This is a genomic window from Streptomyces sp. JJ38 (genome assembly GCF_019303475.1).
Lineage (GTDB): Bacteria > Actinomycetota > Actinomycetes > Streptomycetales > Streptomycetaceae > Streptomyces.
This window is the reverse complement of the sequence record NZ_JABLSI010000021.1, coordinates 26747-41882: the sequence shown is the minus strand read 5'-3', so window position 1 is coordinate 41882 and position 15136 is coordinate 26747. Positions and strand designations below refer to the sequence as shown.

Annotated in this window: 13 protein-coding genes and 1 pseudogene; 2 read left to right on the top strand and 12 right to left on the bottom strand. The window is 73.5% G+C overall.

What is annotated here, in order from left to right; all coding sequences use genetic code 11:
• Nucleotides 1-218 precede the first annotated feature (218 nt).
• Nucleotides 219-941: a bifunctional DNA primase/polymerase gene (locus tag HPT28_RS14155; RefSeq protein WP_219091417.1), complete on the top strand. Its 723-nt coding sequence runs from the start codon at nucleotides 219-221 to the stop codon at nucleotides 939-941.
• A gap of 97 nt (nucleotides 942-1038) precedes the next feature.
• Here HPT28_RS14155 and ftsY read toward each other — a convergent pair whose 3' ends face one another.
• The 5 genes and pseudogenes from ftsY to HPT28_RS14130 form a co-directional block, all read right to left on the bottom strand.
• Nucleotides 1039-2259, bottom strand: a complete 1221-nt coding sequence (gene ftsY, locus HPT28_RS14150) for a signal recognition particle-docking protein FtsY (RefSeq protein WP_219091416.1) — start codon at nucleotides 2257-2259, stop codon at nucleotides 1039-1041.
• Nucleotides 2260-2422: 163 nt separating this feature from the next.
• Nucleotides 2423-3844, bottom strand: coding sequence for a sugar porter family MFS transporter (locus HPT28_RS14145; protein ID WP_308119226.1), 1422 nt, complete (start codon nucleotides 3842-3844; stop codon nucleotides 2423-2425).
• A 242-nt stretch (nucleotides 3845-4086) separates the two neighbouring features.
• Entirely contained in the window at nucleotides 4087-7650 is a 3564-nt protein-coding gene (gene smc / locus HPT28_RS14140) for a chromosome segregation protein SMC (RefSeq protein ID WP_219091415.1), read from the bottom strand.
• Between the two features lie 215 nt (nucleotides 7651-7865).
• On the bottom strand, nucleotides 7866-8072 hold the full coding sequence (locus HPT28_RS14135; RefSeq protein WP_219091414.1) for a hypothetical protein: 207 nt from the start codon (nucleotides 8070-8072) through the stop codon (nucleotides 7866-7868).
• Between the two features lie 325 nt (nucleotides 8073-8397).
• Nucleotides 8398-8670 (bottom strand): annotated as a pseudogene (locus HPT28_RS14130) (acylphosphatase); the annotation flags it as partial.
• Nucleotides 8671-8927: 257 nt separating this feature from the next.
• Between HPT28_RS14130 and HPT28_RS14125 the strand changes: the two are divergent.
• Nucleotides 8928-9737 carry a CAP domain-containing protein gene (locus tag HPT28_RS14125; protein ID WP_308119225.1) on the top strand — a complete coding sequence of 270 codons (810 nt, stop codon included), beginning with the start codon at nucleotides 8928-8930 and terminating at the stop codon, nucleotides 9735-9737.
• Nucleotides 9738-9762: 25 nt separating this feature from the next.
• Here HPT28_RS14125 and mutM read toward each other — a convergent pair whose 3' ends face one another.
• The 7 genes from mutM to rsmD form a co-directional block, all read right to left on the bottom strand.
• Nucleotides 9763-10677 (bottom strand): bifunctional DNA-formamidopyrimidine glycosylase/DNA-(apurinic or apyrimidinic site) lyase, encoded by a 915-nt coding sequence (mutM, locus tag HPT28_RS14120; RefSeq protein ID WP_219091412.1) that lies wholly within the window; start codon nucleotides 10675-10677, stop codon nucleotides 9763-9765.
• Nucleotides 10678-10684: 7 nt separating this feature from the next.
• Nucleotides 10685-11497 carry a ribonuclease III gene (rnc, locus tag HPT28_RS14115; RefSeq protein WP_219091411.1) on the bottom strand — a complete coding sequence of 271 codons (813 nt, stop codon included), beginning with the start codon at nucleotides 11495-11497 and terminating at the stop codon, nucleotides 10685-10687.
• Between the two features lie 19 nt (nucleotides 11498-11516).
• On the bottom strand, nucleotides 11517-11690 hold the full coding sequence (gene rpmF, locus HPT28_RS14110; protein WP_191211935.1) for a 50S ribosomal protein L32: 174 nt from the start codon (nucleotides 11688-11690) through the stop codon (nucleotides 11517-11519).
• A gap of 2 nt (nucleotides 11691-11692) precedes the next feature.
• Nucleotides 11693-12304, bottom strand: a complete 612-nt coding sequence (locus HPT28_RS14105) for a DUF177 domain-containing protein (protein ID WP_308119224.1) — start codon at nucleotides 12302-12304, stop codon at nucleotides 11693-11695.
• Between the two features lie 210 nt (nucleotides 12305-12514).
• The gene (locus HPT28_RS14100; RefSeq protein WP_219091410.1) at nucleotides 12515-13855 is read right to left on the bottom strand and encodes an ATP synthase F0 subunit B; all 1341 of its coding nucleotides are present in this window, start codon (nucleotides 13853-13855) and stop codon (nucleotides 12515-12517) included.
• A gap of 71 nt (nucleotides 13856-13926) precedes the next feature.
• A complete protein-coding gene (coaD, locus tag HPT28_RS14095) occupies nucleotides 13927-14406 on the bottom strand; it encodes a pantetheine-phosphate adenylyltransferase (RefSeq protein WP_219091409.1) in 480 nt (159 codons plus the stop codon).
• Between the two features lie 26 nt (nucleotides 14407-14432).
• Nucleotides 14433-15020 (bottom strand): 16S rRNA (guanine(966)-N(2))-methyltransferase RsmD, encoded by a 588-nt coding sequence (rsmD, locus tag HPT28_RS14090; RefSeq protein WP_219091408.1) that lies wholly within the window; start codon nucleotides 15018-15020, stop codon nucleotides 14433-14435.
• Nucleotides 15021-15136: the final 116 nt, after the last annotated feature.

The following is a 15136-nucleotide window of genomic DNA, read 5'->3' as shown; positions in this document are numbered from 1 at the left end:
CCCGGTGGCGAGGGTGGACCAAGGAAACGCCACCATTCGCCACCCCTCCCGAAGACGCTAACGACGAGCGGGCTGACTAACACTTGGCATACGGCAACGACCACTCGGTCGGGTGACGCGTGCGGCGGGACCCGTCGCACGCGCGGAACGGTGGGACGGCGGGCCCGGCGTGCGGCACGCGGCGTAACCATCGGCCCGGGAGACCCGTTGGAGGGAGCATGGGCTTCACGATCGGCGGCATCCGCGAGCTCCGGGAGCTGCGGCTGGCCGCACGGCGCGGGCGACGGCCGGGCCGGCCCCGGGGTTCGGATCCGGTAGGCACCGCGGTGGCGGAGTACACCGGGCTGTGGGGCTGGGACGTCGTCCCCGGTGCGCGGGCGGTGCGCGGTGTCGGCGGCCCGGAGTGCTCCTGTGGCTCGCGGGCCTGCCCGGCGCCCGGCGCCCACCCGCTGGACGCCGGGCTGGAGGTGCCGGCGGGGGCGACGCTCGACGAGGCGGGCCGGGCGTGGGCCCGGGTGCCCGGCGCGGCACTGCTGCTGCCGACGGGACGGGCGTTCGACGTCGTCGAGGTACCCGAGGAGGCCGGGCGGCGGGCGCTCGTCCGGCTCGAACGCATGGGGGCGCCACTCGGACCCGTCGCCCTCGCCCCGCACGGCCACGCCTGGTTCCTGGTGGCCCCCGGCGCATCGGTGGAGCTGCCCGAGCTGCTGCGGCGCTCGGGGGGCGGCCGCGAGGGGCTGGGGCTGAGCTGTCTCGGGTCCGGCGGGTACATCACCGCACCTCCCTCGGACGTGGGCGGGATGGGGCCCGTGCGCTGGCTGCGCCCGCCGACGCTGGAGTCCGCGGGGCGTCCGCCGGAGGCGCGGCTGCTGCTGAGCACACTGCTGCGGCTGAGCCGCCGCGTCGGCGCGGTCTCCCCGGGATGGCTGCCGACGGCCTGACGGGGCGAGGGACCGAGGGAGGTACACGCCGACGGTGTGACGGGCGACGGGCCCGGGGGCGTCCCCCGGGCCCGTCGGCGCGCTCGGGGCGCGGGCCTCAGTCGCCCAAGAGGGCGTCCACGAAGGCCTCGGGCTCGAAGGGGGCCAGGTCGTCCGGGCCCTCGCCGAGGCCGACGAGCTTGACCGGGACGCCCAGTTCCCGCTGCACCGCGACGACGATGCCGCCCTTGGCGGTGCCGTCGAGCTTGGTCAGCACGATGCCGGTGATGTCGACGACCTCCGCGAACACCCGGGCCTGCACCAGCCCGTTCTGGCCGGTGGTGGCGTCCAGCACGAGGAGGACCTCGTCCACCGGCCCCTGCTTCTCCACGACGCGCTTGACCTTGCCCAGCTCGTCCATGAGGCCGGTCTTGGTGTGCAGCCGCCCCGCGGTGTCGACGAGCACGACGTCGGCGCCCTCGTCAACGCCCTCCTTGACGGCGTCGAACGCGACGGACGCCGGGTCGCCGGCCTCCGGGCCGCGCACGGTGCGGGCGCCCACGCGCTCGCCCCAGGTCTGGAGCTGGTCGGCGGCTGCGGCTCGGAAGGTGTCGGCCGCGCCGAGGACGACGGACTTGCCGTCGGCGACGAGGACGCGGGCCAGCTTGCCGGTGGTCGTCGTCTTGCCGGTGCCGTTGACGCCGACGACGAGGATCACGCCCGGGCGGTCCTCGACGCCGGAGGTCTCGGTGTGCACGGTGCGGTCGGCCTCGGTGCCCACGAGGTTCAGCAGCTCCTCACGGAGCAGGGCGCGCAGCTCGTCCGGGGTGCGGGTGCCGAGGACCCGGACGCGCTCGCGCAGCCGGTCGACGAGCTCCTGGGTGGGGGCGACGCCGACGTCGGCGGTCAGCAGCGTGTCCTCGATCTCCTCCCAGGTGTCCTCGTCGAGCCGGTCGCGCGAGAGGAGCGTCAGCAGCCCCTTGCCGAGGCTGGTCTGCGAGCGGGACAGGCGGGAGCGCAGCCGTACGAGGCGGCCGGCGCTCGGCGGCGGGACCTCGACGGCCGGCGCCTCGGGAAGCTCCTCGACGACCTCCTCGGTGGCCAAAGGCGCCTCGGTGGCGCCGGGCAGCCCCACCTCGTCCACGGTGCGTCCGGGGGCTTCGGGCGCGCCCTCGGCCTCCTCACCGACGTGCGGTTCGGCGGGGGGCGCGGTGATCGTCGGGGCACCCCCCTGCGGGGGCCGTACCTCCTTCTTCTTGCGGCGCCCGCTGATGAGGAGCCCGCTGATGGCGCCGAGGGCGACCACGGCGATGACGACGAGGAGGATGACGATTTCCATGGATTCCCTGGGTTCCTAGCTGTTGCCTGATCTTCCGCTGGGCGGCCGGCCGCTTGGCGGGCGGCCCGACCAGTATCGGCCATGCGCTCCTCGGCATCCGCAAGCGGCGCTGCCCCGGCTCGGTGAGCCGGGGCAGCGCTGAGGAGTGGGCGGCGGGGTCGGGTTAGCCCATCTCCTCCAACGCCTTGCCCTTCGTCTCCGGCACCCATGTGAGGATGAACGGGATGGAGAGCACGGCGAAGGCCGTGTAGATCACGTACGAGCCGGAGAGGTTCCACTCGGCGAGCGAGGGGAAGCTCGCGGTGATCAGCCAGTTGGTGACCCACTGGGCGCCGGCGGCGACGCCGAGCGCGGCGGCGCGCATCCGGTTGGGGAACATCTCGCCGAGCATCACCCAGACGACGACGCCCCAGGAGAGCGCGAAGAAGAGCACGAACGCGTGGGCGGCCACCAGCGCCACGGCGCCCTGGGTGTCCGGCAGCGTGACGTCGTCCCCGACGCCGGACGTGAAGGAGAAGGCCCAGGCGGCCAGTCCGAGCGACAGCGCCATGCCGGCCGAGCCGACGAGGGCCAGCGGCTTGCGCCCCACCCGGTCCACGAGCAGCATCGCGATGACGGTGCCGACGATGTTGATGATGGACGTCGTGAAGGAGTAGAAGAACGAGCCGGCCGGGTCGATGCCGACGGACTGCCACAGCGAGGAGCTGTAGTAGAAGATCACGTTGATGCCGACGAGCTGCTGGAACATCGACAGCCCGATGCCGACCCAGACGATGGGCAGCAGCCCGAAGCGCCCACCGGTGAGGTCCTTCAGGCTCGGCTTGTGCTCCCGGCGCATCTGCGTGGCGATCCGCGAGACCTCGGCCTCCAGGTCGGTCCGCTCCGGCTCGACCAGGGCCAGCACCGCCCGCGCCTCGGTGGTCCGCCCCTGGGCGACGAGGTAGCGGGGCGACTCGGGGATGCGCAGGGCGAGCAGGCCGTAGAGGGCGGCCGGGAGCACCTCGACGCCGAGCATGACCTGCCAGGCCTCCAGCCCGAGGAGATGGCCGCGCTGCTCGCCGTCGGCCGCGGTGAGCAGCCCGTAGTTGACCAGCTGGGAGCAGGCGATGCCCAGGACGATGGCGGCCTGCTGGAAGGAGGCCAGCCGGCCGCGGTAGGCGGCCGGGGCGACCTCGGCGATGTAGGCGGGGGCGATGACGGAGGCCATGCCGATGGCCACACCGCCGAGCGTGCGCCAGAAGGCCAGGTCCCACAGGGAGAACGGGAGCATGGAGCCGATGGCGCTGGCGGTGAAGAGGACCGCGGCGAGCTGCATGACGCGCGGCCGACCGAGGCGGTCGGCGAGGCGCCCGGCGACCATCGCGCCCAGCGCGGCGCCGAGCAGGGCGATGGCGATGACGGCGCCGAGGGTGGCGTCGCCGACGTCGAACTTGCCGCGGACGCCTTCCACGGCACCGTTGATCACGGCGCTGTCGTACCCGAAGAGGAAGCCGCCCATGGCGGCCGAGGCGGCGATGAAGACGACGAACGTGAGCTGCCGGGGCCGTCTCGCGGCGTCCGGGCCCACCGGCTCGGTTCTGGTCACGGTGCACTCCTGCGGCCCCGGCCTCGGAGCCGGGATGGGGGGGCGTGTCGCTCTCGCTGCGGCGCACGCCTGACCGTGCGCCCGCCGGCCGAAGCCAGAAGCGACGTGGAGAGACTATGCGTTCATGTTTCGAAGTCAAGACCGCGCGATGAACCTGTTCTACGCGCATCCCCAGACAAGAGTTCAACACATGAGTTCAAGGCATGAAGAATGCGCCGAAACGGTGCACGGACGGTGGCGGCTCAGTGCAGCCGCTGGCTGATGACCTTGGACACGCCGTCTCCCTGCATGGACACCCCGTAGAGGGCGTCGGCGACCTCCATCGTCCGCTTCTGATGGGTGATCACGATGAGCTGCGAACTCTCCTGGAGCTCCTTCATGATCCGGATCAGCCGCTGGAGGTTGGTGTCGTCCAGCGCGGCCTCCACCTCGTCCATGACGTAGAACGGACTGGGCCGCGCCTTGAAGATCGACACCAGCAGCGCGACGGCGGTCAGCGAGCGTTCGCCGCCGGACAGCAGGGACAGCCGCTTGACCTTCTTGCCCGGCGGCCTGGCCTCGACGTCGACGCCGGTGGTGAGCATGTCGTCCGGGTTGGTCAGCACGAGCCGTCCGTCGCCCCCCGGGAACAGCCGGGCGAAGACCCCCTCGAACTCGCGCGCGGTGTCGTGGAACGCCTCGGTGAAGACCTGCCGCACCCGCTCGTCCACGTCCCGCACGACCTGCAGCAGGTCGCTGCGTGTCTTCTTCAGGTCCTCGAGCTGCTCGCTCAGGAACTGGTGCCGCTCCTCCAGCGCCGCGAACTCCTCCAGCGCCAGTGGGTTGATCTTGCCCAGCTTCTGGTACGCCCGCTCGGCGGCCGCCAGCCGCTTCTCCTGCTCCGCCCGGTCGAAGGGCACCGGCCGGTTGCGCGGGTCGTCCGGGTCCTCCGGCAGCTCCTCACCCGCCGCCGGCGGCGAGGGCGGCACGGGCTGGTCCGGCCCGTACTCCGCGACCAGGACCTCCGGCTCGACCCCCAGCTCCTCCAGCGCCCGGGTACGCAGCTGCTCGATGCGCATGCGCTTCTCCGCGCCCAGCACCTCGCCCCGGTGCACCGAGTCGGTGAGCTTGTCCAGCTCCGCCTTGAGCTCCCGGCCCCGCGCCCGCTCGGCCGTCAGCTCCCGGTCCCGCTCGGCCCGGGCCGCCTCGGCCGCGCCCCGCTCCTGCTCCGCCCGGGTCACCGACACCTCGATGTGGGCGAGCAACTGCCGGGCGCCGGAGGCCACCGCCGCCGCCACCTCGGCCTCGTGCCGCAGCCGCGCCCGGCGCCGCTCGGCCCGTGCCCGCGCCTCCCGCTCCGCGCGGGCGGCGCGGTCCAGCCCGTCCGCCCGGCCCGCCAGCGCCCGGACCCGCTCCTCGTGGGTGCGTACCTGGAGGCGGGCCTCCATCTCCGTCTGCCGCGCGTTCGCGCTGTCCGCGGCCAAGCGGTCCCGCACCGAGGCGTCGGGCTCCTCCAGGGCGTCGGCGGCCTCCTCCGCCACGGCCAGCCGCTCGGCCAGTTCGGCGGCCGAAGCGGTGACCTGCACGAGGGCGTCCTCGGCCTTGGCCACCGCCGCCTCGCAACGCTCCGCCTCCTCCGAGGCCCCCTTGGCCTGACCCGCCAGCCGGCCCAGGCGGGCGGCCACCGCGGACTTCTCCCGGTCGGCGGTGCTGCGCTGCCGTCCCAGCTCCTCGGCGGCGGCCGAGCACTCCCGCAGCCGCCGCGCGGCCCGCTCCCGTTCCTCGGTCAGCTCCGCGCACCGGGCGTCCAGCCGCTTAACGGCTGCACTCGCCTCGTCCACCGCCGCCTGCGTCTCCAGCAGGCTCGGCGCGCCGGCCGAGCCGCCCTGCGCGACGTGGGAACCGAGCAGATCGCCGTCCGTCGTGACCGCGGTGAGCCCGGGGCGGGCGCGCAGCAGCTCCTCGGCGTCGTCCAGGGTGTCGACGACGACGATGTGCCGCAGCAGCAGCCGGACCGCGGGCAGCAGCTCCTCCGGGCCGCCGACCAGCCCGGCCGCGTACCGGGGCCCCTCGGGGCCCGGCTCGGGCCCCGGCGGCTCGGCACCCCCGACGAGCAGGGCCGCCCGTCCGGCGTCCTGCTTGCGCAGCCGCCGCAGCGCCTCGGCCGCGGCGCCCGGAGTCGTCACGGCGACGGCGTCCGCGGCGGCGCCCAGGGCGGCGGCGACCGGCACCTCGTACCCCGGCTCCACGGTCAGCAGTTCGGCGGCCGGCCCGAGGACGCCGACGAGCTCGTGCCGGGCCTGCAGCAGGGCCCCGGTGCCGTCCTTGCGGCGCAGGCCGAGGGCCAGGGCGTCCCGGCGGGCGGCGGTGGCGGCACGCTCCCGGTCGGCGGCGGCCAGTTCGTCGCGCACGGCGCTGAGCGCGGCCTCGGCGGCCGCCAGCTCCTCGCGGGCGGCCTCGTGGCGGGCCGCCAGCTCGGCGTCCCCCTCGTCCAGCCCGTCCACCTCGGCCTGAAGGGCCTCGTACTCCTCCCGGGCGCCCGCCCGGCGCCGGACGGCGTCGTCCCGTGCCGCGGTGAGGCGGTCGATCTCCGCCTGAGCCGAGGCCGTCTTGCTGCGGGCCGCGCTCACCTGACCGCCGAGCCGGGCGAGCTGCTCCCGGCGCTGGGCGATCTCCCGGGCGGCGTCCTTGAGCCGGCGCTCCTCCTCGCTCAGCCGCGACTCCAGCTCCGCGCGGTGCTCGGCGGTGTCCTCCAGCGCGCGGCTCGCCGCCTCCAGCGCGGCCTCCAGCTCCGCCTCCTGCTCGCGGATGCGCTCGGCCTCGCGCTCCAGGTCCTCCGGGTCCCGGCCGCGCCGCTCCTCGGGCGGGGCCGAGCGGGCACTGGTGACCCGGGCGTCGGCGAGGCTGACGGTCCCCCGGACGCGTTCGGCGAGCTGCGAGAGGGCGTACCAGGTCTGCTGCGCCTGTTCCAGACGCGGGGTCAGACGGCGTACCTGTTCCTCCAGTTCGGCCTCGCGGCGCTGCGCGGTGTGCAGGGCCGCCTCGGCCGCCTCCTTGCGCTCTTTCAGCGCGGCCTCGTCGGCGACCTCGGCCCGCAGCGCGTTCTGCAGCGCCACCAGGTCGTCGGCCAGCAGCCGCAGCCGGGCGTCGCGCAAGTCGGCCTGGATGACGGCGGCCTTGCGGGCGGCGGCGGCCTGGCGGCCGAGCGGTTTGAGCTGGCGGCGGAGTTCGTCCGTGAGGTCCTGTACGCGGGCGAGGTTGGCCTGCATCGCGTCGAGCTTCCGCAGCGCCTTCTCCTTGCGCTTGCGGTGCTTGAGGACGCCGGCGGCCTCCTCGATGAAGGCCCGGCGGCCGGTCGGGTCGGCGTGCAGGACGCCGTCGAGCTGTCCCTGCCCGACGATCACGTGCATCTCCCGGCCGATGCCGGAGTCCGACAGGAGCTCCTGGATGTCCAGCAGCCGGCAGGTGTCGCCGTTGATCTGGTACTCGCTGCCGCCGTTGCGGAACATGATCCGGGTGATCGTGACCTCGGCGTAGTCGATCGGCAGCGCGCCGTCGGCGTTGTCGATGGTCAGCGAGACCTCGGCGCGGCCCAGCGGTGCCCGGCCCGTGGGGCCGGACGTCCCGGCGAAGATGACGTCCTCCATCTTGCCGCCGCGCAGGGACTTCGCCCCCTGCTCCCCCATCACCCAGGACAGGGCGTCCACCACGTTCGACTTGCCCGAGCCGTTCGGCCCGACCACGCAGGTGATGCCGGGCTCGAAGCGCAGCGTGGTGGCCGAGGCGAAGGACTTGAACCCGCGCAGGGTCAGGCTCTTGAGGTGCACGCCGGGTGACTTTACCTCCGGGGCGCGGTTTCACCGCAGAAGGTGCAGGGCACATCACACGGTAACGAGCAGCCGACAGCCAGGGGGCGCCGCGCGGGACGGATCACCAGACGGCCACGACGGACAGCGTGAGACATGACGAAGGGACGCCGAAGCGTCCCTCGCAGTTCTGCAACAGGATGAGCGCCGTACGCGCACCCGCCCCGGGTCTCGGGTCAGGTGAGTGCAGGCTCGCCCTTGGAAACGTCGATGCTGTCAAGCAGCGAGTCGCCGTGACGTGCGGCAGCCGACAGCGCGTCGTTCTCGGCCTGCATCCGGATCAGTTCGGATTCCAGGTCCTGGACGCGCTGCTGAAGCCGTCGCATCTCGGCGAGGACTCGGGGGTCGGAGCCGCCGACGTAACCGAGAAGCGCCTTTGCCATGATGGATGGTCCTCCACAATGAGTGACCGACCGCAGTGGTGGGTCGTCTGGGTCGTGAGGGATAGGCACCCGCAACGTCCGCTCTGCATAGAGGTTCTCAGGGCTGAAGAAGCAAGGTGCGCGGGGCTTCCAGCGTCTCACCAAAAGTTACGACGGTCAACACGATCACACGCCGTGTGCACGGACGGCCCGGCTCGACGGCGACTTCGGCCGGAGCTGCGGACCCCGTGACGGGTGGCGCGCTGTGGATCACTCGTGCCGCAGCCTTGCACGTCACGCCCGGATTGGCAACCAGTTCACGTCGAGGACACCGGCCCGTCCCGGCTCAGCGGATCTCGAATCCGGGGTAGCCGCCCCGCGGCGCGTCCCAGATCTCCGTGACGCCCGTCACGTCCCCGGGCGTGTCCGCGCTGGTCAGCCACTCCAGCAGCGCGGCGCAGTTCGCCCGCGGGCCCTCGGCCACGACCTGCACCCGGCCGTCGGACAGGTTCACCACGAAGCCGGTCAGCTCGCCGATGCGCAAGGCGTTCGCCCGCGTGTACCAACGGAAACCGACGCCCTGCACACGCCCGCGCACCCAGGCGGTCAGCCGGACGTCCGCCGCCGCGCCGTCACGGGCCTCCGCCGCCGTCCCCGCCGTGGCCCCGGGAGCCTCACCCGTCTCGGCGGCCGCCCTGTTTCGCACTGTGCTCATGTGACGCACGCTATCGGCCGTATTCCCCCCTCCGCACCTCCGGGCGGACGGCGATGGCGTACTGTCCCCGGACACGAGTCTCACTCCATCGAGTGACACGAACGCCGTCGAGTACGTGAGGACTGCAGCAGATGGGTCGCCACCGACATCGCAAGCGCAGGGTGACACCACTCAGAGCCGGCCTGCTGGCGGTCTCCGCCACGGCCGTGCTGGGCACCGTGGCCGTGGGAGCCGGAGTGGTCCCGGGGCTCGGCGAGGGGTTCGGTCTCCTCGACGGCGGGCCGGGAACGGCCCGGACCGAGAGCGCCTCGTCCCGCACTCCCGGCGCGTCGGAGGGCGCCGGGAGCCGGGACGACGCCGCCGCCTCGCGCAGTGAGGAGCGCCGCTCGCCCTCGCCCACGCCCGAGCCGTCCACGACGCCCGAGGACAGCCCGACGCCGACCGCCGAGCCCTCCGGGGAGAAGCAGCGGGACGCGGAGGACCGGTCCGCGAAGCCCGCGCCTGAGACCTCCGCGCCCGCGAAGCCCAGCCCGACCCCGAAGCCGCCCGCACCGACCGCCGACCCGCCGTCGCCGCCCGGAGACTCCGGCGCCCACTCGGCCGCCGAGGCCCGGGTGCTGACCCTGGTCAACCAGGAACGCTCCCGGGCGGGCTGCAGCCCGCTGCGGGCCGACGCGTCGCTGGCCCGGCTGGCCGGCGACCACAGCGCGGACATGGCGCGGCGCGGCTACTTCTCCCACACCGACCCGGACGGCCGCGACCCCTGGGACCGCGCCGAGGAGGACGGCGTCTCCCACCTGGGCGGCGAGAACATAGCCCGCGGCCAGGCCGACGCCGAGGCCGTCATGCAGGCCTGGATGAACAGCCCCGGCCACCGGAAGAACATCCTGAACTGCGGCTTCACCAGTCTGGGTGTCGGTGCGCACTTCGCCGACGGCGGCCCCTGGTGGACGCAGTCCTTCGGCTACTGACCCCCGTTCGGACCCGGCGGCCCGGTCAGCGTGCCGCGGCCGTGGCGCCCGTGGACCGCGGGCGCCACGGCCGCTGGCAGCGCGGGCAGAAGTAGCTGGAACGGTTCATCCAGGGGCGCCGGCGTATCGGGGTGCCGCAGCGGCGGCAGGGCTCCTCCTCGCGGCCGTAGGCGTCCAGCGACCGGTCGAAGTAGCCGGACTCGCCGTTGACGTTCACGTAGAGGCTGTCGAAGCTCGTACCCCCCACGGCGAGGGCCGCGGTCATGACGTCGCGTACGTGTCCGAGCAGTTCGGCGACGCGCGGCCGGGTGAGCGTGGCCGTGGGCCGGTCGTAGTGCAGCCGGGAGCGCCACAGCGCCTCGTCGGCGTAGATGTTGCCGACGCCGCTGACCAGGGACTGGTCCAGCAGCGCCCGCTTGACCGTGGTGCGCTTGGCCCGGAGGGCGACGTGGAAGGCCGCCTCGTCGAACGCCGGGTCGAGCGGGTCGCGGGCGATGTGCGCGATGGCGTCGGGCAGCCCGTCCTCGGTGACGGGGTGCAGGGAGAGCCCGCCGAAGGTGCGCTGGTCGACGAAGCGCAGCTCGCCCCCGTCGCGGTCGGTGAAGGTGATGCGCACCCGCAGATGCCGCTCGTCCGGTGCCGTGGCGGGCTGGACGAGGAGCTGCCCGCTCATCCCCAGATGCGCCAGGACGGCGAACGGCAGCCGCTCGGCGTCCTCCGGACCCGCGTCCGGAGGGCCGAGCGGCAGCCACAGGTACTTGCCCCGGCGCCGGACGGCACCGAAGCGATGGCCCGAGAGCCGGGCGGCGAAGTCCGCCGAGCCCGCCACATGACGGCGCACGGCGCGCGGGTGCAGCACCGTGACCGCCTCGACGGTCCGGCCGGCGACCCAGCGGTCCAGTCCGCGCCGGACGACCTCCACCTCGGGCAGCTCGGGCACGGCGCCCTCAGCCCGCCGGGTCGGCGGTACCGCCGGCCGTGGCGTCTTCGGTGCCCTCCGCGGGAGTTCCGCCGGCGGCCGCCGCGTCCGCCGCGGCCCGGATCTCCCGCCAGGCCGTCTCGGCGGCCTGCTGTTCGGCTTCCTTCTTGCTGCGGCCGGTGCCGGTGCCGTACGCGACACCACCGACGCGGGCAGCAGCCGTGAAGGTCTTCTCGTGGTCGGGGCCGGTCTCGGTGACCACGTACTCGGGCACCCCGAGCCCCTCGGCCGCCGTGAGCTCCTGGAGGCTGGTCTTCCAGTCCAGGCCGGCACCGAGCAGTGCGGACTTCTCGATCAGCGGGTCGAAGAGCCGGTGCACCAGCTCCTCCGCCGCCGTCAGCCCCTGGTCGAGGTAGACGGCGCCGATCACCGCCTCCAGCGTGTCCGCCAGGATCGACGCCTTGTTGCGGCCGCCGGTCCCCTCCTCGCCACGGCCGAGCCGGACGAAGGCACCCAGATCCAGCCCCCGGGCGACCTCGGCGAGGGCACGGGAGTTGACCACCGCGGCGCGCAGCTTGGCGAGCTGGCCCTCCGGCAGTTCCGGGTGGGCACGGTAGAGCGTGTCGGTCACCACGAGACCCAGGACCGAGTCACCGAGGAACTCCAGGCGCTCGTTCGTGGGCAGCCCGCCGTTCTCGTACGCGAAACTGCGGTGCGTCAGCGCACGCGTCAGAAGGGCGGACTCAAGGTGATACCCGAGCCGCCCTTCCAGAAGCGTGTGGGACGAGGCCGCATCCACCAGACTCGCCGCTGCCCGCTTGGGCGTACTGGCGTCTGACATGGAGCCTGTCACCCGCCGATCAGACGTCGAGAACCTGACGCTTGTTGTAGGTACCGCAACTGGGGCACGCGATGTGCTGCTGCTTGGGCTCCGAGCAGCGCTCGCACGCCACCAGGGTGGGGACCGCAGCCTTCCACTGCGACCGGCGGTGGCGCGTGTTGCTGCGCGACATCTTCCGCTTGGGAACGGCCACGGCTACTTCTCCTGCTTCTCGTCGGCACCGGGTCGGGTGCCGTTCACGTTGTCCTTCTCGCCGTGGCGGATGCTCTCGGCGAGTCCCTCCAGGGCCGCCCACCGGATGTCGGCGGCCTCGTTGTGCTGGTGGTCCGGCTCGTCCGCGAGCCGGGCGCCGCACCGCGGGCAGAGCCCTGGGCAGTCCTCCTGGCACACGGGCTGCATGGGCAGCGACAGCACCACCGCGTCCCGCAGCACGGGTTCGAGGTCGAACAGGTCGGCCTCGAGGAAGAGCGTGTCCTCCTCCTCCTCGGCGCCTTCGGCGTCGTCACCGGCGGCCACGGCGCGGCCGCGGTCGTCGGTCTCGGGGTAGGAGTACAGCTCCTGGAAGTCCGCCTCGCACTCCTGCTCCAGCGGCTCCAGACACCTTACGCACTCGCCGGTCAGCGGTGCGCGGGCGGTACCCGTGACGAGCACGCCCTCCATGACCGCCTCAAGCCGCAGCTCCAGCTCGACCGACGCGCCCTCGGGCACCCCGATGACCTCCGTGCCGAGGTCGCGGGGCGCCTCGACGGTGCGGGAGAGCCGCTTGAGCGCACCGGGACGACGGCCCAGCTCGCGTGTGTCGAACACGAGCGGGGCACGGTGGTCGAGGGGGGCGTTCAGGGCTTCCTGCTTTCATCGGTGTGACTGTGGCCCGGCCCGGCATCGCCGGGCAGCCGAAAGCCGCGGGCGTACGCGCGACCGATGAGCCAGGATACTTCACCGGCTCCGATCGGCCCAATCGCCGTCGGCCGGGACGGACGGCCCGGCCGACGGCGGAACGCGCGCTTCCGGGGCCGGTCAGCGCCCCTGCTCGTAGCGGCGCAGCTCCTCCATGTCGATCATGCTGGTGTCGAAGAAGCTGGTCTCGTCCAGGGCCGGGGCCTGGGCCTGGTACTGGGCCTGGTGCTGGTGCTGGTGCTCGGCCTGGTGCTGGTGCTGGTGCTCGGCCTGGTGCTGGTGCTGGGCGTGCTGCTGCGGGTAGCCGCCCGTCCCCTGCTGCGGGTAACCGGCCTCGGTGCCGTACGCCGGGACCTGGCCGTAGCCGTCCGGGTAGGCCTGCTGCGGGTAACCGTACGGGTCGGGCTCGGCGTAGCCCCCGGGGTGCCCGGGCTGCGGGGCCTCGGGCACCGGCTGCGGGGGGTAACCCTGCTGGGCGTAGCCGGGCTGGGGCGGGTAGGCGTAGCCGCCCTGCTGGTACGGGTCGGCCTCCTGGCCGTAGGCGGGCTGGAAGCCGCCCTGGTCGTAGGCCGCGGCCGGGGCGTAGGGGTCGGCGGGTGCAGGGGCCGCCGGAGCCGGCTGCGGCGGGGCGGTGGGCTCGGGCACGCCCCCCGGGGGAACGGGCTCGGTGACGGGCGGCTGCGCCTGGGCGGGGATGTCCGCCTGCGGTTCCGCGAGCCCGGCCAGATACTCCGCGTCGGAGACGTGGACCTGGTGGTGCCCGTCCGCTCCGGCCTCCTCCTGGGCCGCCAGATGGGCTCCCAGCTCGTCCATCGGACGGTGCCCGGTGAGCTTCTTGCGGCCCCGCCCGACGGCGTCGAGCGTCTTGGTCAGCACCGACTCGAACGCCTGGAACTGCGCCTCCACGTAGGTGTCCGCGCGCTCCCGCAACTCATCCGGGTCCGCGGAGCGCTCCGGGGCCGCAGGGCCCTCGTGGCCCTGCTCCGGATCGTGGCCGAAGGGGGCGTCCGCGTCGGTGGCGCGGCCCAGCAGCTTGTCCTTGCCGCGGCCCACCGAGTCGATCGTCTTGCTGAGGACGACCTCGAAGTTGGCCAGCTTGCTGTCGACGTAGTCGTCCGCCTCGGCCCGGATGGACTCCGCCTCCCGGCGCGCCTCGGCCAGGATGCGGTCGGCCTCCGCCTGGGAACGGCGGGCGACCTCGGTGTCGGAGACCATCGACCCGCGCTCGGTGCGGGCCGCCTCGATGATGCGCTGGGCCTCCTCCTGGGCCTCGGCGACCATCTGCTCCCGGCCGCCGAGGAGTTCCCGCGCCTGCGCGAGCGAACCCGGGAGGGCGTCGCGTACCTCCTCCAACAGGCCGAGCAGCTCCGCCCGGTTCACCACGCAGGAGGCGGACATGGGCATGGCTCGGGCGTTACGGACCGCCGCGACGATGTCGTCGAGTCTTGACTGTACGTCCACGGGAGCGACTGTACGGGCAGGGACCGCCGGGGGAACAGCGCGAGGGACGCCCGGGTGGCCTCGGCGCCCCGTCAGGGACGCGTGAGCCGCTTGGCGAGCGCCGCGGAGACCTGCGGCGGTACCAGGTGGGAGACGTCGCCGCCCCAGGTGGCGACCTCCTTGACCAGGCTGGAGGAGAGGAAGCTGTAGGTGGGGTTGGTCGGCACGAAGAGCGTCTCCACGCCCGAGAGGCCGATGTTCATCTGCGCCATCTGCAGTTCGTAGTCGAAGTCGCTGACGGCGCGCAGGCCCTTGACGATGGCCGGGATGTCGCGCTGCTTGCAGAAGTCGACCAGGAGCCCGTGGAAGGACTCGACGACGACGTTGCCGAACTCCGAGGTGACCGCCTCGATGAGCTCGATGCGCTCCTCGACCGTGAACAGCCCCTGCTTGCTCTTGTTGATCATCACGGCGACGTGCACGACGTCGTACAGCCTGGCCGCGCGGGCGATGATGTCGAGGTGGCCGTTGGTGATGGGGTCGAAGGACCCCGGACAGACTGCGCGGCGCACTGGCTTTTCCTCGCTCTCCGGGCTGTTCATGACGCGGCGGTGACTTCCGTTCGGGCGGCGCGACCGTACCAGAGCGTCCCCTCGCCGTAGCGCCGGGAGCGCAGCGCCGTGAAGCCCTCGGGCCAACGGAACTCCCCGCCCCTCGTGCTCCGCTCCACGGTGACCAGTGCGCCGTCCGCAAACCAGCCCTGACCGGCGAGTGTGAGGAGGATCTCGCGAAGATCGTCGTCCGGGACCGCGTACGGCGGGTCCAGGAAGACGACATCGAAGGAAACCCCCGGTGCACCCGCGATGACCTGCTCGGCTCTGCCGACCCGCACCTCCGCGCCGGGCAACCCGAGCGCCGCGACGTTCTGCCTGATGGTGCGGGCCGCCCGGGCGTTCGACTCGACGAGCAGGACGTGTTCGGCGCCCCGGGAGAGCGCCTCCAGGCCGACGGCGCCCGAGCCCCCGAACAGGTCCAGGACGCGCAGCCCCTCCCAGCCTCCGCCGAGTTGGGCCTCCCAGCTGGAGAACAGCCCCTCCCGGGCCCGGTCGGAGGTGGGCCGGGTGGACTGCCCCGGCGGCACGGCCAGCCGCCGCCCCCCTGCGGCTCCGGCGATCACGCGGGTCATGGCGAGGCTTCCTTAGCTGCTGACGTGGGCACGTGCGCGACGTGCCGGCCTGATCGGTCGCGACGGCCACCGGCCGCCTCGCCCCCACGATATGCCCCGGGCCGCACTCCGGCCGG

Excerpts from the sequence above, each read along its gene's own strand:
- rsmD (WP_219091408.1), bottom strand. The coding sequence starts at position 15,020 with ATGACCCGCGTGATCGCCGGAGCCGCAGGGGGGCGGCGGCTGGCCGTG.
- rnc (WP_219091411.1), bottom strand. The coding sequence starts at position 11,497 with ATGTCAGACGCCAGTACGCCCAAGCGGGCAGCGGCGAGTCTGGTGGAT.
- ftsY (WP_219091416.1), bottom strand. The coding sequence starts at position 2,259 with ATGGAAATCGTCATCCTCCTCGTCGTCATCGCCGTGGTCGCCCTCGGC.
- HPT28_RS14135 (WP_219091414.1), bottom strand. The coding sequence starts at position 8,072 with ATGGCAAAGGCGCTTCTCGGTTACGTCGGCGGCTCCGACCCCCGAGTC.
- HPT28_RS14155 (WP_219091417.1), top strand. The coding sequence starts at position 219 with ATGGGCTTCACGATCGGCGGCATCCGCGAGCTCCGGGAGCTGCGGCTG.